The 23,502-nt window shown below is 64.1% G+C and carries 20 protein-coding genes, 1 tRNA gene and 2 riboswitches; of the genes, 14 read left to right on the top strand and 7 right to left on the bottom strand.

Going from position 1 to position 23,502, the window contains the following annotated elements:
* Nucleotides 1–132: 132 nt before the first annotated feature.
* Nucleotides 133–208 (bottom strand) — tRNA-Arg (locus NOV72_RS06805).
* A 302-nt stretch (nucleotides 209–510) separates the two neighbouring features.
* On the opposite strand from NOV72_RS06805, the gene NOV72_RS06800 reads away from it, so the two are divergent.
* Entirely contained in the window at nucleotides 511–1,401 is an 891-nt protein-coding gene (locus NOV72_RS06800; protein ID WP_106853841.1) for a c-type cytochrome, read from the top strand.
* A gap of 64 nt (nucleotides 1,402–1,465) precedes the next feature.
* Here NOV72_RS06800 and NOV72_RS06795 read toward each other — a convergent pair whose 3' ends face one another.
* On the bottom strand, nucleotides 1,466–3,553 hold the full coding sequence (locus NOV72_RS06795; protein WP_106853840.1) for a UvrD-helicase domain-containing protein: 2,088 nt from the start codon (nucleotides 3,551–3,553) through the stop codon (nucleotides 1,466–1,468).
* Between the two features lie 145 nt (nucleotides 3,554–3,698).
* Between NOV72_RS06795 and NOV72_RS06790 the strand changes: the two genes are divergently transcribed.
* From NOV72_RS06790 to NOV72_RS06755, 7 genes are all read left to right on the top strand, one after another.
* Nucleotides 3,699–4,745 carry an oxidoreductase gene (locus tag NOV72_RS06790; RefSeq protein WP_106853839.1) on the top strand — a complete coding sequence of 349 codons (1,047 nt, stop codon included), beginning with the start codon at nucleotides 3,699–3,701 and terminating at the stop codon, nucleotides 4,743–4,745.
* A gap of 82 nt (nucleotides 4,746–4,827) precedes the next feature.
* A riboswitch (glycine riboswitch) is annotated at nucleotides 4,828–4,938 on the top strand.
* Between the two features lie 9 nt (nucleotides 4,939–4,947).
* Nucleotides 4,948–5,076, top strand: a riboswitch (glycine riboswitch).
* Nucleotides 5,077–5,193: 117 nt separating this feature from the next.
* Nucleotides 5,194–6,318 (top strand): glycine cleavage system aminomethyltransferase GcvT, encoded by a 1,125-nt coding sequence (gcvT, locus tag NOV72_RS06785; RefSeq protein WP_106853838.1) that lies wholly within the window; start codon nucleotides 5,194–5,196, stop codon nucleotides 6,316–6,318.
* Nucleotides 6,319–6,379: 61 nt separating this feature from the next.
* A complete protein-coding gene (gene gcvH, locus NOV72_RS06780; protein WP_106853837.1) occupies nucleotides 6,380–6,760 on the top strand; it encodes a glycine cleavage system protein GcvH in 381 nt (126 codons plus the stop codon).
* A 54-nt stretch (nucleotides 6,761–6,814) separates the two neighbouring features.
* Nucleotides 6,815–9,745 (top strand): aminomethyl-transferring glycine dehydrogenase, encoded by a 2,931-nt coding sequence (gene gcvP / locus NOV72_RS06775; RefSeq protein ID WP_106853836.1) that lies wholly within the window; start codon nucleotides 6,815–6,817, stop codon nucleotides 9,743–9,745.
* A gap of 182 nt (nucleotides 9,746–9,927) precedes the next feature.
* On the top strand, nucleotides 9,928–10,974 hold the full coding sequence (locus NOV72_RS06770) for an alginate lyase family protein (protein ID WP_245932939.1): 1,047 nt from the start codon (nucleotides 9,928–9,930) through the stop codon (nucleotides 10,972–10,974).
* Nucleotides 10,975–10,995: 21 nt separating this feature from the next.
* Complete coding sequence (locus NOV72_RS06765) at nucleotides 10,996–12,384, top strand: L-serine ammonia-lyase (protein WP_106853834.1); 1,389 nt, start codon at nucleotides 10,996–10,998, stop codon at nucleotides 12,382–12,384.
* A gap of 606 nt (nucleotides 12,385–12,990) precedes the next feature.
* Nucleotides 12,991–13,746, top strand: a complete 756-nt coding sequence (locus NOV72_RS06755; RefSeq protein ID WP_245932928.1) for a hypothetical protein — start codon at nucleotides 12,991–12,993, stop codon at nucleotides 13,744–13,746.
* A gap of 8 nt (nucleotides 13,747–13,754) precedes the next feature.
* Here NOV72_RS06755 and flhA read toward each other — a convergent pair whose 3' ends face one another.
* From flhA to flgM, 4 genes are all read right to left on the bottom strand, one after another.
* On the bottom strand, nucleotides 13,755–15,863 hold the full coding sequence (gene flhA, locus NOV72_RS06750) for a flagellar biosynthesis protein FlhA (RefSeq protein WP_106853833.1): 2,109 nt from the start codon (nucleotides 15,861–15,863) through the stop codon (nucleotides 13,755–13,757).
* Nucleotides 15,860–17,068 carry a flagellar biosynthesis protein FlhB gene (gene flhB / locus NOV72_RS06745; protein WP_106853832.1) on the bottom strand — a complete coding sequence of 403 codons (1,209 nt, stop codon included), beginning with the start codon at nucleotides 17,066–17,068 and terminating at the stop codon, nucleotides 15,860–15,862. Before flhB ends, flhA begins: the two co-directional genes overlap by 4 nt.
* Nucleotides 17,069–17,278: 210 nt before the next feature.
* Complete coding sequence (locus NOV72_RS06740) at nucleotides 17,279–17,713, bottom strand: flagella synthesis protein FlgN (protein ID WP_106854045.1); 435 nt, start codon at nucleotides 17,711–17,713, stop codon at nucleotides 17,279–17,281.
* Nucleotides 17,714–17,804: 91 nt separating this feature from the next.
* Nucleotides 17,805–18,140: a flagellar biosynthesis anti-sigma factor FlgM gene (gene flgM, locus NOV72_RS06735; RefSeq protein ID WP_106853831.1), complete on the bottom strand. Its 336-nt coding sequence runs from the start codon at nucleotides 18,138–18,140 to the stop codon at nucleotides 17,805–17,807.
* On the opposite strand from flgM, the gene NOV72_RS31835 reads away from it, so the two are divergent.
* The gene (locus tag NOV72_RS31835) at nucleotides 18,133–18,333 is read left to right on the top strand and encodes a hypothetical protein (protein WP_146149946.1); all 201 of its coding nucleotides are present in this window, start codon (nucleotides 18,133–18,135) and stop codon (nucleotides 18,331–18,333) included. The genes flgM and NOV72_RS31835 overlap by 8 nt on opposite strands.
* Here NOV72_RS31835 and flgA read toward each other — a convergent pair.
* Nucleotides 18,309–19,529 (bottom strand): flagellar basal body P-ring formation chaperone FlgA, encoded by a 1,221-nt coding sequence (gene flgA, locus NOV72_RS06730; RefSeq protein WP_106853830.1) that lies wholly within the window; start codon nucleotides 19,527–19,529, stop codon nucleotides 18,309–18,311. The two genes, NOV72_RS31835 and flgA, sit on opposite strands and share 25 nt — an antisense overlap.
* A gap of 203 nt (nucleotides 19,530–19,732) precedes the next feature.
* Here flgA and flgB point away from each other — a divergent pair, with 203 nt between their 5' ends.
* From flgB to flgF, 5 genes are all read left to right on the top strand, one after another.
* Entirely contained in the window at nucleotides 19,733–20,212 is a 480-nt protein-coding gene (gene flgB, locus NOV72_RS06725) for a flagellar basal body rod protein FlgB (RefSeq protein ID WP_106853829.1), read from the top strand.
* A 10-nt stretch (nucleotides 20,213–20,222) separates the two neighbouring features.
* The gene (flgC, locus tag NOV72_RS06720) at nucleotides 20,223–20,648 is read left to right on the top strand and encodes a flagellar basal body rod protein FlgC (protein ID WP_035499295.1); all 426 of its coding nucleotides are present in this window, start codon (nucleotides 20,223–20,225) and stop codon (nucleotides 20,646–20,648) included.
* An 89-nt stretch (nucleotides 20,649–20,737) separates the two neighbouring features.
* The gene (locus tag NOV72_RS06715) at nucleotides 20,738–21,400 is read left to right on the top strand and encodes a flagellar hook assembly protein FlgD (RefSeq protein ID WP_281261802.1); all 663 of its coding nucleotides are present in this window, start codon (nucleotides 20,738–20,740) and stop codon (nucleotides 21,398–21,400) included.
* 50 nt (nucleotides 21,401–21,450) lie between these two features.
* Nucleotides 21,451–22,668: a flagellar hook protein FlgE gene (gene flgE, locus NOV72_RS06710; RefSeq protein ID WP_106853827.1), complete on the top strand. Its 1,218-nt coding sequence runs from the start codon at nucleotides 21,451–21,453 to the stop codon at nucleotides 22,666–22,668.
* 47 nt (nucleotides 22,669–22,715) lie between these two features.
* Nucleotides 22,716–23,468 carry a flagellar basal-body rod protein FlgF gene (flgF, locus tag NOV72_RS06705; RefSeq protein ID WP_106853826.1) on the top strand — a complete coding sequence of 251 codons (753 nt, stop codon included), beginning with the start codon at nucleotides 22,716–22,718 and terminating at the stop codon, nucleotides 23,466–23,468.
* Nucleotides 23,469–23,502 lie beyond the last annotated feature (34 nt).

The following is a 23,502-nucleotide window of genomic DNA, read 5'->3' as shown; positions in this document are numbered from 1 at the left end:
TCCGCCCCTTCTCCGCCAAATGGCGCATAAAGGGAGGTTCCTGGCGACACGAGAATAAAAAAGGCCCTCGGCTTGCGCCGTAGGACCTTGATTTCTCTGGGTTTAGATCACCCAGCAACATTCTCAAATTCTTGGTGCGCCCGGCTGGGATCGAACCAGCAACCCCTGCCTTCGGAGGGCAGTACTCTATCCATTGAGCTACGGGCGCATCGGAGAGAGGCCTTGCGTGAGGGAGACGCTAAAAAACAGCGACTGCAAGACCCATGCGAATCCGAGAGGATACCTGTTTTCCGTGTCTTCGTCCATCGCACGGGGGTTGGACGCCTCGCGCGAAGCGTCACACGATTCGGGTAAACGCCCGCACCACCGCCTCCGCCACCTCGCGCCGACAGTTAAGCGTTCCGTCTATAATCGACCGTGCCTTTCCCCAAGGCGCGCCCAAGCGCAATGCGGTAGCTGTCACGCTGTCACTGAACCGACTCACACCAAAAAACGGGAGACGAGACAAGCATGAGCGAAGCACCCCACGGAGCCCCGATCAAGACACCCGGCCAACTCATCGCCGCGGTCATCGCGGGATTCGGCATTCCCGTCGCCATCATCATTCTGCTCGCGGTGTACGTGAACAACTCCACGCGCACCGGCGCGGGCACGGACATCGAGCAGTCGGTTAACACGCGCATCGCGCCCGTCGCACAGGTCGATATCCGCGATGCCAACGCGCCGCGCGTCTACAAAACCGGCGAGGAAGTCTTCAAGGCCGTCTGCTCCGCCTGTCACGCAGCGGGCACCGCCGGCGCACCCAAGTTCGGCGATGCCGGCGCGTGGGCGCCGCGCATCGGCGAAGGTTACGACACGCTTCTGCACAACGCGCTCAACGGCAAAGGCGCGATGCCCGCGCGCGGCGGCACCAGCCCCGACGATTACAGCGACTTCGAGATCGCCCGCGCGGTCGTCTATATGGCGAACGGCAGCGGCGGCAAACTGGCCGAACCGGCGCAACCCGCGCCGGGCGCAGCGGCGAGCGCTGGCGCATCGGGCGCGGCGGCTCCGGCGGCTGCGAGCGCGAACGAAAACGCGCAGGCGGCGGCAGCCGTCGCGGCGCTGGCGTCGGTGCCGCAGGCTGCGGCGCCGGCAGCGGGCGGCCAAAGCGCGGATGCCGCCCAGGCCGGCAAGGCGCTCTACGAGCAGGTCTGCCAGGCATGTCACGCGGCGGGCGTGCTCAACGCGCCGAAGTTCGGCGACAAGGCCGCGTGGGCGCCGCGCCTGAAAGAGCCGATGGACACCGTCTACAACTACGCATTGCATGGCAAAGGCGCGATGCCGCCGAAGGGCGGATCGAACGCACCGGATGCGGATGTGAAAGCCGCCGTCGATTACATGGTGAACGCAGCGAAGTAACGTTCCCGCAATAAGAAAACCCTGCGTCGCGGCGCAGGGTTTTTCATTTGGAGCCCAAGAAACATCAGCTTTTCTGCAACATCGCCTTGAGCATCGCCATACGATCCTTCGGCGACAAAGGCGCTTCCTCGGCCGTCGGCGGCGGCGCGTCGTCGAGCAGCATCTCGGGGATGAAACGCGACGGCTCGCACACCACCGTCTCCCGCGCGCGCTTTCTCTTTTTGCACCAGTTCAGATGCAAACTGCGTTGCGCCCGCGTGATCGCGACATACATGAGCCGGCGCTCTTCCTCGATGCGCGAATCGTCGACGGGCGCGTCATCGTCCGAAGCGCCGCGATGCGGCATGATGCCTTCCTCCACGCCCACCAGAAACACGTGCGGATATTCCAGTCCTTTCGACGCATGCACCGTCGATAGCCGCACCGCATCCGGATCTTCTTCCTTGCCTTCGAGCATCGACATCAGCGCGACAGTCTGAATCAGGCCGAGCAGGTTCTTGCCTTCGTCGGCGAAACCGTCGGCGGTGTCGTAGCCCGTCTGCTCCGCTCCCGGCGCGGCTTCCGGCTTCGTGCCCTTGCGCTTGAGCCATTCGAGAAATTCGAGCACGTTCTGCCATTTCGATTGCGCCTGCCGCTCGTCGTACGCATCGTAGAGATACGACTCGTAGTGGATGGCTTCCATCATGTCGTCGAGCACTTCGGTCGCGGGATCGCGCGCCGCGCGGTCCGACAATCGGCGAATCCACTCGCAGAACGTGCGCAGCGGCTCGACCTGCCGCGCCGACAGCCGCGCCTCGATGCCGCCCATGAACACCGCCTCGAACAGCGACACCTTCGCCGCGCCCGCGAACGCCCCGAGCGCTTCGAGCGTCGTATTGCCGACGCCGCGCCGTGGCGTCGTGATCGCGCGGATAAACGCGGGATCGTCGTCGGGATTCGCGATCAGGCGCAGATACGCGATCAGATCCTTGATTTCCGCCTTGTCGAAGAACGACTGCCCGCCCGACAACACATAAGGAATGCGCTCGCGCCGCAGAACCTGTTCGAAGATGCGCGCCTGAAAGTTGCCGCGATAGAGAATGGCGTAATCGCGAAACTGCGTGCGCCGCTCGAACTTGTGCGCCGACATCCGGAACACGACGGATTCCGCCTCGTGCTCCTCGTCGTTGCAGCCGGTGACGGTGATCGTGTCGCCCATGCCGTGCTCGGACCACAGCTTCTTCTCGAACAGCTTCGGATTGTTCGCGATGACGTTGTTCGCAGCCGTCAGAATGCGCACCGTCGAGCGATAGTTCTGCTCCAGCTTGACGACGTGCAGCTTCGGGAAATCCTTGCCGAGCTGCGCGAGGTTTTCGAGCGTCGCGCCGCGCCAGCCGTAGATGGCCTGATCGTCGTCGCCGACGGCCGTGAACGCCGCGCGCGGGCCGGCAAGCTGCTTCAGCAATTCGTACTGACAGGCGTTCGTGTCCTGATATTCGTCGATCAGCAGATAACGCAGGCGGTTCTGCCACTTGTCGCGCACCGGCTCGTTCTCCGCGAAAAGCTGCGCGGGACGCAGGATCAGATCGTCGAAATCGAGCGCCTGATACGCGTGCAGCGTCGCCGCATAGCTGCGATAAACGATCGCCGCCTGATGCTCGTCCTCGTTGTTCGCGAGCACGGACGCCTGATCCGGCGACACCATCGCGTTCTTCCACAGCGAGATGATCGACTGGATCTTGCGGATCAGGCCCTTGTCCGTCGTGCCGAGCTGCTCCTGCACCATGCCGAAGCAGTCGTCCGAATCCATGATCGAGAATTGCGGCTTCAGTCCGACGTGTTCCGCCTCCTGCCGCATGATCTGCACGCCGAGCGAGTGAAAAGTGCAGATCGTCAATTGATTGACCGGAATCTTGCGGCCTTCCTTGCCGGGCGTCGTGAGCGTCTTGCCGTCGAGCAGCTTCGCGGTGCGCTCGCGCATTTCGAGCGCGGCCTTGTTCGTGAACGTGAGCGCGGCGATGTGCTTCGGCTCGAAGCCGCGTCCTTCGATCAAATGCGCGATCTTCTGCGTAATCACGCGCGTCTTGCCGCTGCCCGCGCCGGCGAGCACGAGACAGGGACCATCGAGATAGCGCACGGCTTCGCTTTGCGCGGCGTTCAGACCAGCGGACATCGTTTTGGGCGTTTGGAATTGAGGCGCGCTTTGCTGTTACCGGCGCGCGAAGGAGAGCGCGATGTTAACACGATAGCGGCGGCGCGGTTCCGGCCCTCGTTCGTGCCACAATATCCGATCGAATTCACGACAGGACGATGCCTGCATGAGCACAGCACTCAAAGTCGGCGTTATGGGCTACGGCCTCGCCGGCGCGACGTTTCACGCGCCCGTCATCGAGCACTGCGGCCGGGCCGAAGTCACGGCCATCGCGACGAGCCAGGCCGAGCGCGCGACGGCGGATTACCCGAACGCGCAGATCGTCGCGGACTTCGACGCGCTGCTCGCCGTCGAGGGGCTCGAATGCGTCGTCGTGGCGACGCCGAACGACACGCACTTCGATCTCGCGCATCGCGCGTTGTCGGCGGGCAAGCACGTGGTCGTCGATAAGCCGGTTACGCTGTCCGCGCGCGACGCCCGCACGCTCGCCGATCTCGCCGCGCAACGCGGGCTCGTGTTCGCGCCGTTCCACAATCGCCGCTGGGACGGCGATTTCATGACGGTGCGCGCGCTCGTCGAAAGCGGGCGGCTCGGGCGCATCACGCATTACGAATCGCATTTCGACCGTTTTCGCCCGAAAGTGCCGCAGCGCTGGCGCGAGGAAGCGGAGCGCGGCGGCGGCCTGCTGTTCGATCTGGGGCCGCATCTGATCGATCAGGCGCTGACGCTTTTCGGCGCGCCGCAGACGGTGACGGCGTTCGTGAAAGCGCATCGCGATCACGCGCACGCGCCGGATTACGTGCATCTCGTGCTCGGCTACGACGATAAGGAAGTGATCCTGCACGCGAGCGCGCTCGCGGCGCTGGAGCCGCCGCGTTTCGCGATCCACGGCACGCGCGGCAGTTACGTGAAGAACGGGCTCGATACGCAGGAAGACCAGTTGCGCTCGGGCATGCGGCCGGGCAATCCGGAGTTCGCGAAGAATCCGCCGGGCGTGCTGCGTGAAGTCGATGGCGATCTCGACCTGCGTCACGAATTCGCCACGAAAGACGGCGCGTATGTCGAGTTTTATCGCGCGCTGGCGGCGTCGATTCAGGATGGCAAGCCGTTCCCGGTTTCGCCGCAAGATGCCGTCGACACCATGACGATCATCGAGCTGGCGATTCAGAGCGACAGGGAAGGGCGGCGCGTGGCGTTTCAGCGGCTCGGCTGAACGCGGTTCAGCAGGCGTGTCCGGTGTCCATCGGATGCGCCCGAATCCGTTTGACAACCCCAATTCGGTCGCGTAAATTCTGCCGCACGCGTCGGGAGAGCGCGTGGCCGCTGCTTGTTCGAATCGCAGCCATGGCCGCGCCGCCGAAGGGGCACACCCGCAAACTCTCAGGCAAAAGGACCGACTGCGTCGAGGAATCATTTCCTCGCACTCTGGAGAGCGGCAGCGGCTTCGTCTGAAGCCAGTTGCCCACCGAAGGGGCGCGCGATGAACCATCAGTCACGCTGATGGTTCGCGCAATCTCTCAGGTACCGAGGACAGAGGGGTCACGCATCGCATCCGCTTCGCGGCATGAGCCTTGCGCGCTGCTTCCGGCAGCACGAAAGGCGCATCCGGCAAGCGAAATGTGCGCTGCGTGGCCTTTTTTGTTTCGCGAACCGAGGCCCCGATGACCGAACTTCAACACACGCCCCTGCACGACGCCCACCTCGCGCTCAACGCGCGCATGGTCGATTTCGGCGGCTGGGACATGCCCGTCAACTATGGTTCGCAGATCGACGAGCATCGCGCGGTGCGCACCGACGCCGGCATGTTCGACGTGTCGCACATGCGCGTCGTCGATTTCGAGGGCGACGCCGTCCGCGAATTCTTCAAGTACGCGATCGCCAATAACGTCGACAAGCTCACGACGCCCGGCAAAGCGCTCTATTCCTGCCTGCTCAACGGCGACGGCGGCGTAATCGACGATCTGATCGTCTACTACTTCTCCGAAACGCGTTTCCGCGCCGTCGTGAACGCGGGCACGGCGGAGAAGGACATCGCCTGGTTCGGGCAGTTGAACGCCGAAGGCGAATTCAATCTCTCCATCACGCCGCGCCGCGATCTCGCGATCGTCGCCGTTCAGGGCCCGAACGCGCGCGAAAAGACCTGGCAAGTGCTGCCGGGCACGCGCGCGCAAACCGAATCCATCAAGCCGTTCAACGCGGTCGTCTTTCCGTCGACGCAATATGGCGAGTTGATGCTCGCGCGCACCGGCTACACCGGCGAGGACGGTTTCGAGATCGTCGTTCCGGCGACGCATGTCGAAGCGCTCTGGAACGCGCTGCGCGACGCAGGCGTGAAGCCCGCCGGTCTCGGCGCGCGCGACACGCTGCGCCTCGAAGCCGGCATGAATTTGTACGGCCAGGACATGGACGAGCAAGTCTCGCCGCTCGACGCCGGCCTCGCATGGACCGTCGATCTGAAAACGGAGCGCGATTTCATCGGCCGCAGCGCGCTCGAAGCGCACGGCTCGAAGGCGAACTTCGTCGGGCTCGTGCTGATCAAGGAAAACGGCAAGGCGGGCGGCGTGCTGCGCGCACACCAGAAAATCGTCACGCCGCACGGCGACGGCGAGATCACGAGCGGCACCTTTTCGCCGTCGATGCAGGAATCCATCGCGTTCGCGCGCGTGCCCACGGGCGTTGCCATCGGCGACACGGTGCAGGTCGTCATCCGCGACAAGCAACTTCCGGCGCGCGTGGTAAAACTTCCGTTCGTGCGCAACGGCAAGGTTCTCGTCGAGCTGTCGTAACGCCGTCGCGCCCGTTTCCTCCGATCAAGACCTCACGAAAGAACCACGCAAGGAGCATCCAATGAGCATCCCGGCCGATCTGAAATACACCGAATCGCACGAATGGGTCCGCACCGAATCCGATGGCACGCTGACCGTCGGCATCACCGATCACGCGCAGGAAGCGCTCGGTGACATCGTTTTCGTCGAACTGCCCGCGGCGGGCAAGACCGTTGCCGCTGGCGACGCGATCGCCGTCATCGAATCGGTGAAAGCGGCATCCGACATTTACGCGCCGGTTTCGGGCGAGATCGTCGAATCGAACGACGCGCTCACCTCGGCGCCCGATCAGGTGAACGGCGCGCCGTACGAAAGCTGGCTCTTCAAGATCAAGCCGGCGGGCGACGCCGGCCTGGACAAGCTGCTCGACGCCGAAGGCTACGGCAAGTCGATCGGCGAATAACTCATCTCAATGACGATTGCGGCTCGACCGCGAGCCGCGATCGCAGGAAATCACATGAAGCTCGAACACCCGGATCGCCTGATGAACCGCACCTCCCTGTCACTCGCCGCGCTCGAATGTCACGACGCATTCGCCGAGCGGCACATCGGCCCCGATGAAGCGGACCAGCGCGCCATGCTCGACGCGCTCGGTTTCGCGTCGCGCGCGGCCTTCATCGATGCGGTGATTCCTGAATCGATCCGCCGCAAGGAAACGCTGCCGCTCGGCGCGTTCACGCAGCCGAAGAGCGAAGCGGAAGCGCTCGCGTCGCTGCGCAAGCTGGCGGACGAGAATCTGGTGTTTCGAACCTGGATCGGACAGGGTTACTACGGCACGCACACGCCGGCGGTGATCCTGCGCAACGTGCTCGAAAATCCGGCGTGGTACACGGCTTACACGCCGTATCAGCCGGAGATTTCGCAAGGCCGTCTGGAAGCGCTGCTCAATTTCCAGCAGATGGTGATGGACCTGACGGGCCTCGCGATGGCGAACGCCTCGCTGCTCGACGAAGCCACCGCCGCAGCCGAAGCGATGACGCTCCTGCAACGCATCGGCAAGCCGAAATCGAACGTGTTCTACGTCGCCGACGACGTGCTGCCGCAGACCATCGAAGTGGTGAAAACGCGCGCGAAGCCCGCGGGCATCGAAGTGAAGGTCGGCCCGGCCGCCGATGCCGCGAGCGCGAATGCGTTCGGCGTGCTGCTGCAATACCCCGGCGCGAATGGCGATGTGCGCGACTATCGCGCGCTCGCGGAAGCGATTCACGCGGCGGGCGGCCATGTCGTCGCGGCGGCGGATCTGCTCGCGCTGACGCTCGTCACGCCGCCGGGCGAATGGGGCGCGGATGTCGCGATCGGCAACACGCAGCGTTTCGGCGTGCCGGTCGGCTTCGGCGGTCCGCACGCGGCGTACATGGCCGTGCGCGACGAATTCAAGCGCCAGATGCCGGGCCGTCTCGTCGGCGTGACGGTCGATGCGCAAGGCAATCCCGCGATGCGCCTCGCGCTGCAAACGCGCGAACAGCACATTCGCCGCGAGAAGGCGACGTCGAATGTCTGCACGGCGCAGGCGCTGCTCGCGATCATGGCCAGCATGTACGCCGTCTATCACGGCCCGCGCGGCCTGAAGACGATCGCGCTGCGCGTGAACCGCGTGGCGTCCGTCTTTGCGGCGGGCGTGCAGAAGCTCGGCTACACGATCGCGAACGACACGTTCTTCGACACGATCACGATCGAAAGCGGCGCAAGCACGACCGCGCTGCATCAGGCCGCTTACGCCGCGCACATCAATCTGCGCCACGTGGGCGCCACGCAAGTCGGCGTATCGCTCGACGAAACCACCACGCGCGACGACCTGCTCAAGCTCTTCGCGCTGTTCGCGGAAGTCGCGGGCAAGACCGAAACGTTCGATATCGACGCGCTCGATCAGGCCGCGGCCGATTCGATCCCGGCGAATCTGCATCGCACGAGCGAGTACCTCACGCATCCGGTCTTCAACCGCCATCACTCCGAGCACGAAATGCTGCGCTATCTGCGCAGCCTCGCCGACAAGGATCTCGCGCTCGACCGCACGATGATCCCGCTCGGTTCCTGCACGATGAAGCTCAACGCGACATCGGAAATGCTGCCTGTCACGTGGCCCGAGTTCGCGCAGATTCATCCGTTCGCGCCGGCCGAGCAGACGCTCGGCTATCGCACGATGATCGATCAGCTCGAACAGATGCTCGTCGCGTGCACGGGTTACGCGGCTGTTTCGCTGCAGCCGAACGCCGGCTCGCAAGGCGAATACGCGGGCTTGCTCATCATTCACGCGTATCACGAATCGCGCGGCGAAGCGCATCGCAACGTGTGCCTGATTCCGGCGTCCGCGCACGGCACGAATCCGGCGTCGGCGCAGATGGCGGGCATGCAGGTCGTCGTGGTCGCGTGCGATGCGAACGGCAATGTCGATATCGACGATCTGAAGGCGAAGGCCGAAAAGCATTCCGCGAATCTCGCGGCGATCATGATCACGTATCCGTCGACGCACGGCGTATTCGAGCGCAACGTCCGCGAAATCTGCGACATCGTGCATTCGCACGGCGGGCAGGTGTATGTCGACGGCGCGAACATGAACGCGATGGTCGGCCTGTGCGCGCCCGGCCAGTTCGGCGGCGACGTCTCGCACCTGAACCTGCACAAGACGTTCTGCATTCCGCACGGCGGCGGCGGACCGGGCGTCGGCCCGGTCGCGGTCGGCGCGCATCTGGCGAAGTTTCTGCCGAATCAGGCATCGACCGGCTATAAGCGCGACGAGGCGGGCATCGGCGCGGTATCGTCGGCGCCTTATGGTTCGGCCGCAATCCTGCCGATCTCGTGGATGTACATCGCGATGATGGGCGCGCAAGGTCTCACCGCCGCCACCGAAAGCGCGATTCTCGCGGCGAACTATGTCGCGAAGCGGCTCGCGCCGCACTATCCGGTGCTGTACAGCGGCGCGGGCGGACTCGTCGCGCACGAATGCATTCTCGACGTGCGGCCGATCAAGGAATCGAGCGGCATTTCGGTGGAAGACGTGGCGAAGCGTCTGATCGACTACGGCTTCCACGCGCCGACAATGAGTTTCCCCGTGCCCGGCACGCTGATGGTCGAGCCGACGGAATCGGAATCGAAGGAAGAGCTCGACCGCTTCATCGACGCGATGATCGCGATCCGCGAAGAAATTCGCGCGGTGGAAGAAGACCGCGCCGATCGCGACGACAACGTGCTGAAAAACGCACCGCACACGGCGACGGTCGTGACGGCGGACGAGTGGACGCACAAGTACACGCGCGAAGCGGCGGCGTATCCGGTGAAGTCGCTGATCGCGCGCAAGTACTGGTCGCCGGTCGGCCGCGCGGACAACGCTTACGGCGATCGCAACCTGATGTGCGCGTGCGTGCCGGTATCGGAGTACGCGGACGAGTGACGTTTCGCGCAGGAGCCTGAGAGAGCGCCGCCCGAAAGCGTAAAGCATTGTCGGGCGGTTTTGCGGCGCGTTCCAGAACAGCTAACATCTCACCCCGGACCAAAAAGCCAAACCAGGGAGTTCACATGGCGTTCAAGGTGCGAGAGGTGAAAGGGACGTTCCGCGCGTGCGCGGCGCGCGCGATGTTCGGCGCGATGCTGGTCGCAGCGTCGTCCGCGCAGGCCGCGATGAATTTCTGCGCCGCGCCCGCGATGCAGACGAGCGAGCGCACCAACGCCGATCCCGGCGTGAAGGCGCTCGTAAAGATGGTGCAATCGCACGTGAACGATCAGCCGAAGCCGCGCGCGAAGCTGCACACCGAAGGCACGCTGCCGCACGAAGGCATTTACGACGAGAGCGTCGAAGCGGAAAAAGACCTCGGCCTGATGCGCGATGCCGCGCTCGCGTGGCGCGCAACGGGCGACGAGCGCTATCTGCGGCTCGTCGAACGCTTTCTGTTTGCCTGGGCGACGACTTATCAGCCGAGCTTCAATCCGATCGACGAGACGAACTTCGAATCGCTGATCCTCGCGTACGACCTCACGGCGAGCGCGTTGCCGGTCAAGACGCGCAACGCGGCGAACGCGTTCATCACGAAAATGGTGACCGGCTACATCACCGACATGGACAAGCAGCCCCGGCCGCTCACGGGCACTTACCGGAACAACTGGCAGAGTCATCGCGTGAAACTGGTGGCGATGGGCGCGTTCACGATCGACGACCGCAGGCTCATCAACGCGGCGCAACGGTTGTTCGTCGAGCATATCGGCGACAACATCGCGCCGGACGGATCGACGGTCGATTTCGCCGAACGCGATGCGCTGCGCTACGTCACCTACGATCTTCAGCCGCTCGTGACGGCGGCGCTCGCCGCGCGGCGGCACAACCGCAACTGGCTGCCGGAGCGCGCGCAGTCGGGCGCGACGCTGGCCGTTGCGCTCAACTGGCTCACGCCCTACGCGCTCGGCACGAAGACGCACGATGAATTCGTGAAGTCGTCGGTGCCGTTCGACGCCAAGCGTCGCGAGGCGGGCTTGCCGGGTTTTTCGGGTCAATGGGATCCGAAGAACGCGGCGGAACTCTTTCATCTGGCGGCGCGGCTGGACGGCCGCTATGCGCCGGTCGCGCTGCGGCTCGCACCGACACCGCCCGCGTGGCTCGCGGTGTGTCTGCCGCTGCCGGCGCGCTAACACTTACACGCAGGAGCAGTCATGGCAGTCAGCGTATTCGACCTCTTCAAGATCGGCATCGGACCTTCGAGCTCGCACACCGTCGGACCGATGCGCGCGGCGTTGATGTTCGCGCAAGGGCTCGAGCGCGACGGGCTGCTGGAATCGGCGGCATCGGTGAAATGTGAGCTGTACGGCTCGCTCGGCGCGACGGGCAAGGGCCACGGCACCGACCGCGGCGTGATGCTCGGCCTGATGGGCGACGCGCCCGATACCGTCGATGCTTCGAGCATCGTGCCTCGACTGGAGCAGGTGCGGACGTCGAAAACGCTCGCGCTGCTCGGCGTGCGCAAGATTCCGTTCACGATCAAGGAGAACATCGCGTTCTATCGGCAGGCGCTGCCGGAGCATCCGAACGGCATGAAGCTCCACGCGTTCGATGCAGACGGCGCGTTGTTGCGCGAAGCGACGTATCTCTCGGTTGGCGGCGGATTCGTCGTGACGGCGGGCGCGGCGAACACGGCGGTGCTGACGGCTCACGAGCAGTTGCCGTATCCGTTCCAGACCGGCGACGAGCTGATGAAGATGTGCGCGGAATCGGGCAAATCGATCGCGCAGTTGATGTGGGAAAACGAGCGCGTCTGGCACAGCGAAGACGAGATTCGCGCGGGCCTGCTGCGCATCTGGGACGTGATGCAGGATTGCGTCGCGCGTGGATGCGGTATCGGCAATCCGGAAGCGGAAGGGCACTTGCCGGGACCGTTTCAGGTGAAGCGCCGCGCGCCGCAGTTGTACAAGGCGCTTGCGGGCAAGCCGGAGCAGGCGCTGCGCGATCCGCTTTCGATGATCGACTGGATCAATCTCTACGCGATCGCGGTGAATGAAGAAAACGCGATCGGCGGGCGTGTCGTCACGGCGCCGACCAACGGCGCGGCGGGGATCATTCCGGCGGTGCTGCATTACTACGACCGGTTCGTGCCGGGGTCGAACACGCAAGGCGTGATCGACTTTCTGTTGACGGCGGCGGCCATCGGCATTCTGTACAAGATGAATGCGTCCATCTCCGGCGCGGAAGTCGGGTGTCAGGGCGAAGTCGGCGTCGCGTGTTCAATGGCGGCGGGCGCGCTGGCGGCCGTGCTCGGTGGCACGCCGGCGCAGGTGGAGAACGCGGCCGAGATCGGCATGGAGCACAACCTCGGGCTGACGTGCGATCCGGTCGGCGGAATGGTGCAGATTCCGTGCATCGAACGCAATGCGATGGGTTCCGTGAAGGCCGTCAATGCCGCGCGCATGGCGATGCGCGGGGACGGGTCGCATTATGTTTCGCTCGATTCGGTCATCAAGACGATGAGGGAGACGGGCGCGGATATGAAGACCAAGTATAAGGAAACGTCGCGTGGCGGATTGGCGGTGAATATTGTGGAGTGTTGAGGGAGACTACTGCGTCGGCGCAGCGATCATCTACGTGGACTGAAACATTCGTTAAACGAAGTATTGCGTGCCAGTGGATGCGGTTACCATCGGGTCGAATTACCGAGAGAGCCGCATCTTGAATCCGAAAGAGCTTGCCGCACATAAGAGCGCACCCAAGCATCTCGCGCGAACTCCGCAATTCACTAAGCTGATCAGAAACAGACTGCCATAGCCGTTCAATAAGATCGGGCGACAAAGCAGCCAGGCTACCGACCTGATATCCGTGTCGGATGAGCATCGGGTGATCTTCATCTGGCACGACGGCCCCGAGCGCACGGACCGCTCGTTCTACGGGTACTTGCTTTGCGCCGTTCACAACGGCGATTTATATCCCGTCTTCGAGCTCCATTACCATCCCAGCCACAAAGGCTTGCATTGCAAGACGCCTTGCAAGACGACGATCGACTACCGGAATCGCTTGCTGCCGCGAGCACCCGAGCTTAATCTTAAGCCGCATCGTGACTTCGATCCTCGACTGGAAGCGGACAGAGCCGAGTTAATAAGGATTTTCTGCAAAGCCGTCGGAGTCGAAACGTCGATCAAAATCAATCGCCAAGGTGAGCTATGGAGTTAGCCGAATCGCTGAAGCGAACCATCTGTTCCCTTTTCGAAGTGCATGCCGATACCAACGGCATGCATCGAATCGTCACGCCACTCGAATATCCGGGAACCGGGGATCGCGTGGTGGTCCGAGTTCGTCCGCAGCAAGGGACGTATGTAATCGATGAAAATGGGGAGGCCTGCTTGTACGCAAGCATGGCAGGGGGCGATGTGGAGTCGGCAGCGGTCGGACGGTGGTCGCGCGAATTCGCCGATTTGAGCCCCGCGAGCCTTTGCGACGACGAAGTGATACGCGCCACGGCGCTCGATGAACGAAGTATCGCGCCGTATGTGTTTCGCGTCGCCGAGGCTGCCCAGCAACTCTACGGCATCGCAACTTCGCAGGCAGAGCGGCAATCGAATAGCGACTTCAAGGAGCGGCTGTCGAGCGTTCTCGAGGAGATCGCCGGGGAAATCGGCCTCACTCTTCGCTCCGATGTCGAGCTTCCCATTCCGGGCCGCCTCGTGGCGGACCACGTCATCGAAGCCAGCAAGCCGTTGATCATCATCGGTGCATCGAATGCCACGCACTTGCTCGAGGCCGAAGTGATCTATATGCAGTACAAGGTACAGAAGATCAGCGGTTACGTTCTGGCAATCGCGGAGAGCCAGAAATCGGTCACGAAGAAGCAATTCGAGCGGGCGAACTATTACACGGACAAAACCGTGGCGTTCGACGCCGACAACCTCAAGGGAATGATCGCTTCATCGCTTCAATAGGCGGCGCCTCACGCCCCAATCAAATTCACCACCTTCACATTCCTGGTATCCGGCACTTCCGCATACGACAGCACCTTCAACTGCGGCAGACTCCTGCGCAGAAACCGCGCGAGCATCGCGCGCAGCGAGTGCTGCACGAGCAACACCGGCGGCAACCCGAGATTCTGCTGACGCATGATCGCGTTCTGCGTCGAATTCATCAGCGTCTGCGCGAGGCCCGGCTCCAGTCCGGGATTCGTCCCCGTCGACAAAGCCTGCGACAACACACGCTCCAGCGTCGGATCGAGGCCCATCACCTGCAGATCGTCGGTGCCCGGATACCACTGCTGCGTGATCGCGCGGCCCAGCGCGAGACGCACCGCCGCCGTGAGATCGTACGGATCCGAAATGCGCGGCGCGTGTTCCTGCAGCGCGTCGAGGATCGTGCGCATGTCGCGGATCGGCACGCTTTCGTCTAGGAGATTCTGCAAGACCTTCTGCAGCGTCGTGAGCGAAATCACCTTCGGCACCAGATCGTCCGTCAGCGACGGCGTGTCCTTGCCGATGCGCTCCAGCAGCGCCTGCACTTCCTGACGTCCGAGCAACTCGGCCGCATGCGTCACCACGAGATGATTCAAATGCGTCGCGACGACCGTGCTCGCGTCGACGACCGTGTAGCCGTACACCTGAGCCTGCTCGCGCAGATTCGTGTCGATCCACACCGCCGGCAAGCCGAAGGCCGGATCCTGCGTCTGCGTGCCCGGCAGCGCGGCCGAAACCTGTCCCGGATTGATCGCGAGCCACTGGCCGGGAAACGCTTCGCCGACACCCACCTCGACGCCCTTCAGCGCAATACGATATCCATTCGGCCGAAGTTCGAGATTGTCGCGAATGTGAATGACCGGCGGCAGAAATCCGATTTCCTGCGCGAACTTTTTGCGGATGCCCTTGATGCGCTTGAGCAATTCGCCGTCGCTGTTGCGATCGACGAGCGGAATCAGCCGATATCCCACTTCCAGCCCGAGCGGATCGATGAGCGACACATCCTCCCAGCTCGCTTCCGCATTTTCCGCCGACGCCGCCGCCGCGCTCGCCGCGAGCGGCGTGACATCGGTGACGTTGCTCGCTTTCTTCTTCGCCTCGGCGCGCTTGTTCATCGTGCGCGCGGCGTAGATGAGGCCGCCGCCGAGCAGCATGAACGCGAAATGCGGCATCCCCGGAATCAGACCCATGATGCCGATGATCACGCCCGTGATCATCAACACGCGCGGATTCTGGAACAACTGGCCGGTCAACTGCGTGCCAATGTCCTCTTCGGTCGCGACGCGCGACACGATCACGCCCGCCGCCGTCGAGATGATGAGCGACGGAATCTGCGCGACGAGGCCGTCGCCGATGGTCAGCAGCGTGTAGTTGGTCGCCGCGTGCGCGAAGTCCATGTCGTGCTGGAGCATGCCGACGATGAGCCCGCCCACCACGTTGATCACCATGATCAGAAGACCGGCGATCGCATCGCCGCGCACGAACTTGCTGGCGCCATCCATCGAGCCGTAGAACTCGGCTTCCTGCGCCACGCCCTGACGGCGCTTCTTCGCGGTTTCCTCGTTGATGAGGCCGGCGTTCAAATCGGCGTCGATGGCCATCTGCTTGCCGGGCATCGCGTCGAGCGTGAAGCGCGCGCCCACTTCCGCGATACGCCCCGCGCCCTTCGTGATCACCATGAAGTTGATGATCATCAGAATCACGAACACGACGATACCGACCGCGAAGTTCCCGCCGACGAGAAAGTGCCCGAACGATTCGATCACCTGACCCGCCGCGTCCGGGCCGGTGTGGCCTTCGAGCAGCACGATACGCGTCGACGCGACGTTCAGCGACAGGCGCAGCAGCGTCGAGAACAGCAGCACGCTCGGGAACGCCGCGAAGTCGAGCGGCTTTTGCGTGTACATGCTGACGAGCAGCACCATCACCGCCAGCGCGATATTGAAGGTGAACAGCAGGTCGAGCAGGAACGCCGGCAAGGGCAGAATCATCATGCCCAGGATCATGCAGATCAGGATCGGGCCGGCGAGGGCTCGCAGGTTCTGCGTGCCCAGCGCGTCGGGCCGTTTGGCGAAAAATCCAGCGCGCGCGTTCATGCGGCGGCTCCATTGTCAGTGTTGTCGCCAGCCAGGGCCTCTGCGGCTTCCTGATCGGCGTCGGCGTCGGATACGCCGCCTTTGTCGAGTTCCTTCGGCACGTCGAGATCGGACGGTTCGTCCGGCTCGATGCCACCATCTTCCTGGTAGCGCTTCAACTGGTAGACCCACGCCAGCACCTGCGCGACCGCGCCGTAAAGCGCGCCCGGAATCTCGCGGTTGATCTCGACGTTGTGATACAGCGCCCGCGCGAGCGGCGGCGCTTCGAGCAGCGGCACGTTGTGCTCGCGGCCCAGTTCGCGGATGCGCGCCGCGACCAGATTCACGCCTTTCGCGACGACCTTCGGCGCGCGCATCTGGCCGTCGGTGTACTTCAGCGCGACGGCGAAGTGCGTCGGGTTCGTGACGATCACATCGGCGGTCGGAATCGCCTGCATCATCCGGCGACGCGCGGCCGCGCGCTGCTGTGCGCGGATCTTGCCCTTGATGTGCGGATCGCCTTCGCTTTCCTTGTGCTCGCGCTTCACTTCTTCCTTGCTCATGCGCAGCTTTTTGGCGTGCGAGTAGAGCTGGTAAGGCACGTCGACGGCGGCGACGAGAAACAGTCCGCCGATCGCCATGCCGCAACACACGTAGATCAGATGCATCGCGTCGGCGAGCGCGAGATCGAGCGGCTTCGTCAGGAGGCCGAGCACTTCGGCCTTGCGGCTCCAGATCGCCGAGCCCGCCATGCCGCCGACGACGATCGTCTTCAGCATCGACATGCCCAACTGAACCGGCCCCTGCACCGAGAAAATCTTGCCGAGGCCGCTGATCGGATTCAGCCGCCCGAAGTTCGGCGCGAGCGGCTTCGTCGTGATGAGCCAGCCGCCGAGGGCCATCGGCGCGGCGAGCGCGGCGAAAGCCGTCAGCAGCAGCACCGGCAGCACCGCGAACAAACCTTCCCTGCCCGCGTTCGCCGCGCCGATCATCATCTGGCGTGTGTCGAGCACGGTTGCGTGATCGAACGTGAACGCGCCGCGCAGAATCGATTGCAGATGCTGGCTGATCGCGCCCGACAAACCCCACACGCCGAAAAATCCCGCCGCGAGCAGCGCGAACGACGCAAGCTCCCGCGAACGCGCAACCTGGCCTTCCTCCCGCGCCTTTTCCAGGCGCTTGGGCGTGGCTGATTCGGTTTTTTCGAGATCGCTTTCTTCTGCCACCGGGCCTTACTCCGTTGCTTCCATCGTTTGCACATGCGGGCGGCGCGAAGCCGCTTTTTGATGAAAGCGATTATTGCGGAAGGCGTCGAGCGGCCATCGGCGGATAAAGCCGGGGAAAAGGGGGTTATTCGGTAGATGAAAGCGCGGGAAACAAAAGCGGCGCGTGCCTCGCGGGAAGCACGCGCCGTTCGGCAGGCGGGAAAGCGGCGATCAGGCGCCGGGCACGCGGCCGTCGGGGCCGTAGAAGCCGCTCTTCGCCGGCGCGACCTGCAAGGCGGCGAGCGTCTTGCGGTTGTATTCCATGCGCGTGCGGATCAGGACGCCGTTGTTGTTGTTGCCCTGTTTCGCGCGGCGGGCGGCGGCGGTGAGCAGCGCCCATTGCGCGGCGATCGCGCCGTCGTTCGCGGCGGCGGCTTCCATGCCGACGAAGCCGCCGGGAAAACCGAGCGCGTTCAACTGCTCGTCGCGCGCCTTTTCCAGCGCGGAGATGCGCTCGGTGAGTGCCGTCTTGTTCTCGATGATCTCGGGCAGCGCCGGAAGCGGCTGCGCGGCGATCAGCGCTTTTTCCTCATCGGCGAGGAGGGATTCGAAGGCCTGAACAGCGGCGACTTCTTCGGTGACAGTGGCAAGCAGGGCGTCTCTCATTGCATCGCTCATGAAACGGAAGCGGTTTCAAAAAGCCGCCCGGTTTCGCGAACGCTCGCCGTCACGCGCTCGTCGCGCGCCGGGTGAGCGTTCAGCCGCCGGTCGGCGGGGTTCTCGTTTGCAGCAGGTCGCGCGCGGTGCTCAGAATGCCGTCGGCGATCTTGCTCGTGTCCATCTTCAGGCTGCCGTCGCGGATCGCGGCCTTGATCGATTCGACTTTCGCCGCGTCGATGTCCGAGCCGTTCGATGCGCGCAGGTCCGTCGACAGCGACGACAAGCTCACCGTCGAATTCTTCGCCGTGTTCGTGCCGGATTGCTGCACGGTGTCCGCGGCGCCCTTTGCGTCGTTTTGCGACGCGCGTTGCAGGTTGTCTTGCAGGCCTGCCAGCGTGGTGTTGCTATTCGTATCGATCTTCACGATGTCCATTCCCGAACGTGTTGAGTCCTTTAACGGCGAGGGCCTTGAAAACTTTACCCTGCCGGGGAACCGCAACCGCCGTTCGGCGCGCTCATCGCCCGCAAAGCCTTATCTGGCGGGTATTCGGCGCATTTGCAACAAAATGAAACAAACGTGGGGAAACGAACATTGCCTGCTTCAGAGGGCGATTTCCACGGTCTGACTGTCCTTCACGATGCCGGTGATGATCTGCCCGGCGGCAGTTTTTACACGCACTTGCTGGCCGGGCGCCGCGTTGTTCATCGCGGTGCCTTCGGCCGAAATCGAAAAGCCCGAACCGCCGGCAACCACGTGCACGCTTTGGCCGATCGCCACCGAACTCGCCGCGCGCAGCATGTCCGTGCGCAGCGGCAGGCCGGCGGGCACCCGCGACAGCGCGACCGCGCCGACGGCCTGCGCCGGATCGGTGACGATGGCCTGCGGCATTGCGGTGATGTCGCCGTCGCGGGCGACGAGATCGGCGTTGCTCAGCACTTCGCCCGGCGCGATCGCGCGCGCGGCCGTATAGAAAGTCGCGTTGATCGACACGCGCGCCTGCACGTACAACGTCCACGGGCGTTCGCCGACGCAGCGCACGCCGACGGTCATGCGGCCCCAGAGACGCGCGCCGGTCGGCATGAACGGATCGAGCGCGGAGCACGCGGCGAGGCCGCGCGGGAAAACGGGCGTCACGGTGATCTCGACCTTGCCCGGCAAGCCCGCCGCCTGCTGCTGCAGGAAATTGAACGCGGCGACGCGGATCGATTCGCCGTCCTGCATCGTCGCGGGCGCGGCGGGCGCTTGCGGCACTGCCGCGTTCGACGGATTGAAGCTCACGCGTCGCATCGGCGAAGCGGCGACGGGCGTCGCGGGACTGGCCGCGACGGGTTTCGCATTCGTGTTGCGCGCGATGCCGTCGTCGCGGTTGACGACGACAGGCATCACATCGCGCGAAGCCGACGCCACCGGCGCTTTCTGAAGCGCTGGCGCCGGCTTCGCTTCGCCCGGTCCGGGAATCACGATCATGCCGCTCGCGTCGTTCATCGAGTCGTCGGCGGCGTCGGCGCGGGCGTCCAGTTCGAGCGCGGCGTTGCGCATTGCGGCGTCGGCGGCTTTCGTCGCGGCGCGATAGCCGGACTGCATCGCCGGAGCGGGCGGGCGTGACGCCGCAGCCGGGGCGGCGTTCAGCTTCTGCGCCATATCGGCGGCCGCGGCCGGATTGGTTTCGGCGTTGCCCGGAATGACGATCGGGCCGTCGCCCTGCTGGGCATGCGCGACGAGCGCGACGCCCATGAAAAGCGACGCGCCCAGCGTGCGGCGCGCGAGCGTCGCTGCGACGCGAGCCTTGGGGTTCGATGCACGCTGCGCGGACCTGCTCATCACCTTTCTCCGTACCTTGATCCGATCGAGCCGCGAAACACGCGGCAACTGCCAACGACACGAATTCTAGATACCGGCCGTCGCGGGCAAGCGTCGAATAGAGGCCCCGTTTCCCGGTTATTCGTCGGATTAGTTATTGCGCGCCGCTCCTAAGATGCGTGTCATGCAAAAAGCCCTCGGCCCCGCCGACAGGAGAAACCGCAATGCTAGACAGACTCGACAAGGAATTCGCTTTTGGCCGTGAGGCGCTCGACGTGCGCGCTTACCGGCAGGAATTGCTGTCGTCGAATATCGCCAATGCCGACACGCCCGGCTACAAGGCGCGCGACGTCGATTTCTCGAGCGCGCTCGCCGGCGCGCTCAAGCAAGGCGGCGGCGCCACGAACAACGCGACGCTCAAGATGGCGCAGCCCGTCAGCGTCAGCACGAGCGGCGGCCTCGCCACGACGTCCAAAGGCCACATGAGCGGCACGTCGACGCTTTCGGCGTCGGGCGGTTCGAGCGACGACTACGGCAAGCTCGCCTACCGCGTGCCGAGCCAGCCATCGCTCGACGGCAACACGGTCGATCTCGACGCCGAGCGCGTGCAGTTCGCGGACAACGCGCTGCACTTCGAGGCGGGCATGACGGTGTTGTCGTCGCAGATCAAGTCGATGCTCTCGGCGATCACGTCGAACAGTTAAGGAACAAGCGATGCCCTCTTTGATGAACATCTTCAACGTCGCCGGCTCGGCGATGTCCGCCCAGGCGCAGCGCCTGAACGTCACCGCGTCGAACCTGGCGAACGCGGACAGCACGACCGGCCCGGACGGCCAGCCGTACAAGGCGAAGCAGGTCGTGTTCGCGGTCGATCCGCTCGGCGGCGCGCGCACCGCGTCGGGCCAGCAGGTCGGCGGCGTGCAGGTGACCGGCGTGATCGACGATCCGAGCCCGATGAAAACCAGCTACGACCCGAGCAATCCGGCGGCGAACGCGGACGGCTACGTGACGCTGCCGAACGTCGATCCGGTGCAGGAGATGGTCAACATGATTTCCGCGTCGCGTTCCTATCAGGCGAACGTCGAAACGCTCAATACCGCCAAGCAATTGATGCTCAAGACTTTGACCATCGGAACCTGATCGAGACATTCAAGGAACACAACGTGAGCTCCTCCAACACCACCATCGGCAGCAACGGCACGACCGTCTCGCAGACGCTGCTCGACACCATGAACGGCGCGTCGTCGAGTTCGTCGACGTCTTCGTCGAGCTCGGCGACCGGCGCGCAATCGGCGTCCGATCTGCAGAACACGTTTCTCACGCTGCTCGTGACGCAGCTCAAGAATCAGGATCCGACCAATCCCGCCGACAGCTCGCAGATGACTTCGCAGCTCGCGCAGATCAACACGGTGACGGGCATCGGCCAGTTGAACACGTCGCTGTCCTCGCTCGCGACGCAGCTTTCCGCCGGCCAGCAGACGCAGGCCGCGCTGCTCATCGGCTCGAACGTGCTCGCGGCGGGCAACAGCATGACGGTGTCGAAGGGCGCGTCGTCGAGTTTCGGCGTGCAACTGGCGAGCGACGTGAGCGACTTGCAGATCGTCGTGAAGAACGCGTCGGGCCAGATCGTCAACACGCTCGATCTCGGCGCGCAGGGCGCGGGCGTCGTGCCGGTGTCGGGCTGGACGCCGGTCGATTCGAAGGGCGCCACGCTCGCCGACGGCAGCTACACGATCACCGCGCAAGGCACGATCAACGGCCAGCAGGCGACCGCGACGACGCTTTCGGCTTCGCAGGTGCAAAGCGTCGTGCAGATGTCGGGCGGTGCGCCGGGCCTCAAGCTCTCCAACGGTTCGACGGTTGCGCTGTCGAGCGTCGCGTCGATCCTCTGATTCCCCATTCCATTTAGGGCGAGCGCGGTCTCGTCACGGAGAAACATCAAATGAGTTACCAACAAGCACTGAGCGGTCTGGGCGCTGCATCGAGCGATCTCGACGTGATCGGCAACAACATCGCGAACGCGAACACCGTCGGCTTCAAGCAGGGCGCCGCGCAATTCGCCGACATGTACGCGAACTCGATGGCCACGGCCGTCAGCAATCAGATCGGCATCGGCACGCGTCTCGCCGAAGTGCAGCAGCAGTTCTCGCAAGGCACGATCACCACGACCAACCAGGCGCTCGACGTCGCGATCAACGGCAACGGTTTCTATCAGTTGTCGAACAACGGCTCGATCGTGTACTCGCGCAACGGCGTGTTCCATCTCGACAACAGCGGCAACATCGTCAATTCGTCGGGCCTGCAACTGATGGGCTACGCGGCGGATTCGGGCGGCGTCGTCAACAGCGCGAGCACGGTGCCGCTCACGGTGCCGACGGCGAACATCGCGCCGACCGCCACCAAGAAGATCACCGCCGCGTTCAACCTGAACTCGCAGGACGACGTCAAGGCGGCCGCCGACTTCGACCCGACCAACGGCAACACGTACAACGCATCGACGTCCGTCGATGCATACGACTCGCTCGGCGGCACGCAGAAGGTCTCGGTGTATTTCACGAAGTCCAGCACGAACACGTGGGAAGCGTTCGCGGGCTATGGCGATCCGGTCACGCAGAAGACGGATCTCGGTCCCGTCACGTTCGATTCGTCGGGCAATCTGAGTTCGGGCAACACGTTCTCGTTCACGATCCCGGACGGCGCGAGCGCGACCGCCGGCGCGACGCAGACGCTGACGCTCGATCTCTCCGGCACGACGCAGTACGGCGCGAAGAGCGGCCTCACGAACCTGCATCAGGACGGCAACAGCACGGGCGAACTGACGGGCTTCACGGTCGGCAGCGACGGCATGCTCACGGGCAACTACTCGAACGGCGAAACCAAGGCGCTCGGCCAGATCGCGATTGCGAACTTCAACAACCAGAACGGCCTGCAGAACCTCGGCGGCAACGTGTACGCACAGACGGCGGCTTCGGGCGCGGCGCAAGTGTCCGTGCCGGGCTCGACCAACCACGGCACGCTGCAGGGCGGCGCGGTGGAGAACTCCAACGTCGATCTGACGAGCGAGCTCGTGAACCTGATCACCGCGCAGCGCAACTATCAGGCGAACGCGCAGACGATCAAGACGCAGCAGACCGTCGATCAGACGCTGATCAATCTGTAAGCACCGTTCGCACGCAATAGACGCATCAGGAAAGAAGGAAGCGATTCATGGACCGTCTGATCTACACCGCGATGACTGGCGCAAGCCAGGCGCTCGAGCAGCAAGCCGTCGTGGCGAACAACCTCGCGAACGCATCGACCACGGGTTTCAAGGCGCAGCTCGCCGCGTTCCGCCAGGTGCCGATGTCGTTCGAGAACCAGTCCGCCGATGGCACGACGCGCACCTTCGTGCTGTCGTCCACGCCGAACGCGGACTATTCGGCGGGACCGGTGCAGCAGACCGGCAATCCGCTCGACGTCGCGATTCAGGGCCCCGGCTGGCTGTCCGTGCAGGCGGCGGACGGCAGCGAAGCGTACACGCGCGCGGGCAACCTGCACGTGGATCAGAACGGCCAGCTCGTCACGGCGACCAATCAGCCGGTGCTCGGCGGCGGCGGTCCGCTGTCGATTCCGCCGGGCGCGGAAGTGACGATCGGCAAGGACGGCACGATCTCCGCGCTGATTCCCGGCGACCCGCCGACGGCGATCGCGGTCGTGGATCAGTTGAAGCTCGTGAATCCCGATCCGTCGACGCTCACGCGCGGCGACGATGGCCTCTTCCGGACCGCGGACGGCGACCCCGCCGATGCGGACCCGAACGTGGTCGTCGCCGGCGGCGCGCTCGAAGGCAGCAACGTGAATCCGGTTTCCGCGATGGTCTCGATGATCACCAACGCGCGGCAGTTCCAGATGCAGACCAAGCTGATGGAATCGGCCGACCAGAACGAACAGTCGGCCAACAAGCTGCTCAACTTCTCCTGAGCGGCGAACGCAAGTTACACAGGAAACGAAAGAA

The sequence above is a fragment of the Caballeronia novacaledonica genome (genome assembly GCF_900258035.1).
Lineage (GTDB): Bacteria > Pseudomonadota > Gammaproteobacteria > Burkholderiales > Burkholderiaceae > Caballeronia > Caballeronia novacaledonica.
Note: the sequence above shows the minus strand (reverse complement) of the source record. Positions and strands in the feature narration are given on the sequence as shown.

Coding starts and splice junctions, on each gene's coding strand:
- flgC (WP_035499295.1), top strand. CDS start 20,223: ATGCCCTCTTTGATGAACATCTTCAACGTCGCCGGCTCGGCGATGTCC.
- NOV72_RS06765 (WP_106853834.1), top strand. CDS start 10,996: ATGGCAGTCAGCGTATTCGACCTCTTCAAGATCGGCATCGGACCTTCG.
- NOV72_RS06800 (WP_106853841.1), top strand. CDS start 511: ATGAGCGAAGCACCCCACGGAGCCCCGATCAAGACACCCGGCCAACTC.
- flgF (WP_106853826.1), top strand. CDS start 22,716: ATGGACCGTCTGATCTACACCGCGATGACTGGCGCAAGCCAGGCGCTC.
- flhA (WP_106853833.1), bottom strand. CDS start 15,863: ATGAACGCGCGCGCTGGATTTTTCGCCAAACGGCCCGACGCGCTGGGC.
- gcvH (WP_106853837.1), top strand. CDS start 6,380: ATGAGCATCCCGGCCGATCTGAAATACACCGAATCGCACGAATGGGTC.
- NOV72_RS31835 (WP_146149946.1), top strand. CDS start 18,133: ATGTCCATTCCCGAACGTGTTGAGTCCTTTAACGGCGAGGGCCTTGAA.
- NOV72_RS06740 (WP_106854045.1), bottom strand. CDS start 17,713: ATGAGAGACGCCCTGCTTGCCACTGTCACCGAAGAAGTCGCCGCTGTT.
- flgE (WP_106853827.1), top strand. CDS start 21,451: ATGAGTTACCAACAAGCACTGAGCGGTCTGGGCGCTGCATCGAGCGAT.
- NOV72_RS06795 (WP_106853840.1), bottom strand. CDS start 3,553: ATGTCCGCTGGTCTGAACGCCGCGCAAAGCGAAGCCGTGCGCTATCTC.
- gcvP (WP_106853836.1), top strand. CDS start 6,815: ATGAAGCTCGAACACCCGGATCGCCTGATGAACCGCACCTCCCTGTCA.
- NOV72_RS06755 (WP_245932928.1), top strand. CDS start 12,991: ATGGAGTTAGCCGAATCGCTGAAGCGAACCATCTGTTCCCTTTTCGAA.
- flgM (WP_106853831.1), bottom strand. CDS start 18,140: ATGGACATCGTGAAGATCGATACGAATAGCAACACCACGCTGGCAGGC.
- flgA (WP_106853830.1), bottom strand. CDS start 19,529: ATGAGCAGGTCCGCGCAGCGTGCATCGAACCCCAAGGCTCGCGTCGCA.
- flgB (WP_106853829.1), top strand. CDS start 19,733: ATGCTAGACAGACTCGACAAGGAATTCGCTTTTGGCCGTGAGGCGCTC.
- NOV72_RS06790 (WP_106853839.1), top strand. CDS start 3,699: ATGAGCACAGCACTCAAAGTCGGCGTTATGGGCTACGGCCTCGCCGGC.
- gcvT (WP_106853838.1), top strand. CDS start 5,194: ATGACCGAACTTCAACACACGCCCCTGCACGACGCCCACCTCGCGCTC.
- NOV72_RS06770 (WP_245932939.1), top strand. CDS start 9,928: ATGTTCGGCGCGATGCTGGTCGCAGCGTCGTCCGCGCAGGCCGCGATG.
- NOV72_RS06715 (WP_281261802.1), top strand. CDS start 20,738: ATGAACGGCGCGTCGTCGAGTTCGTCGACGTCTTCGTCGAGCTCGGCG.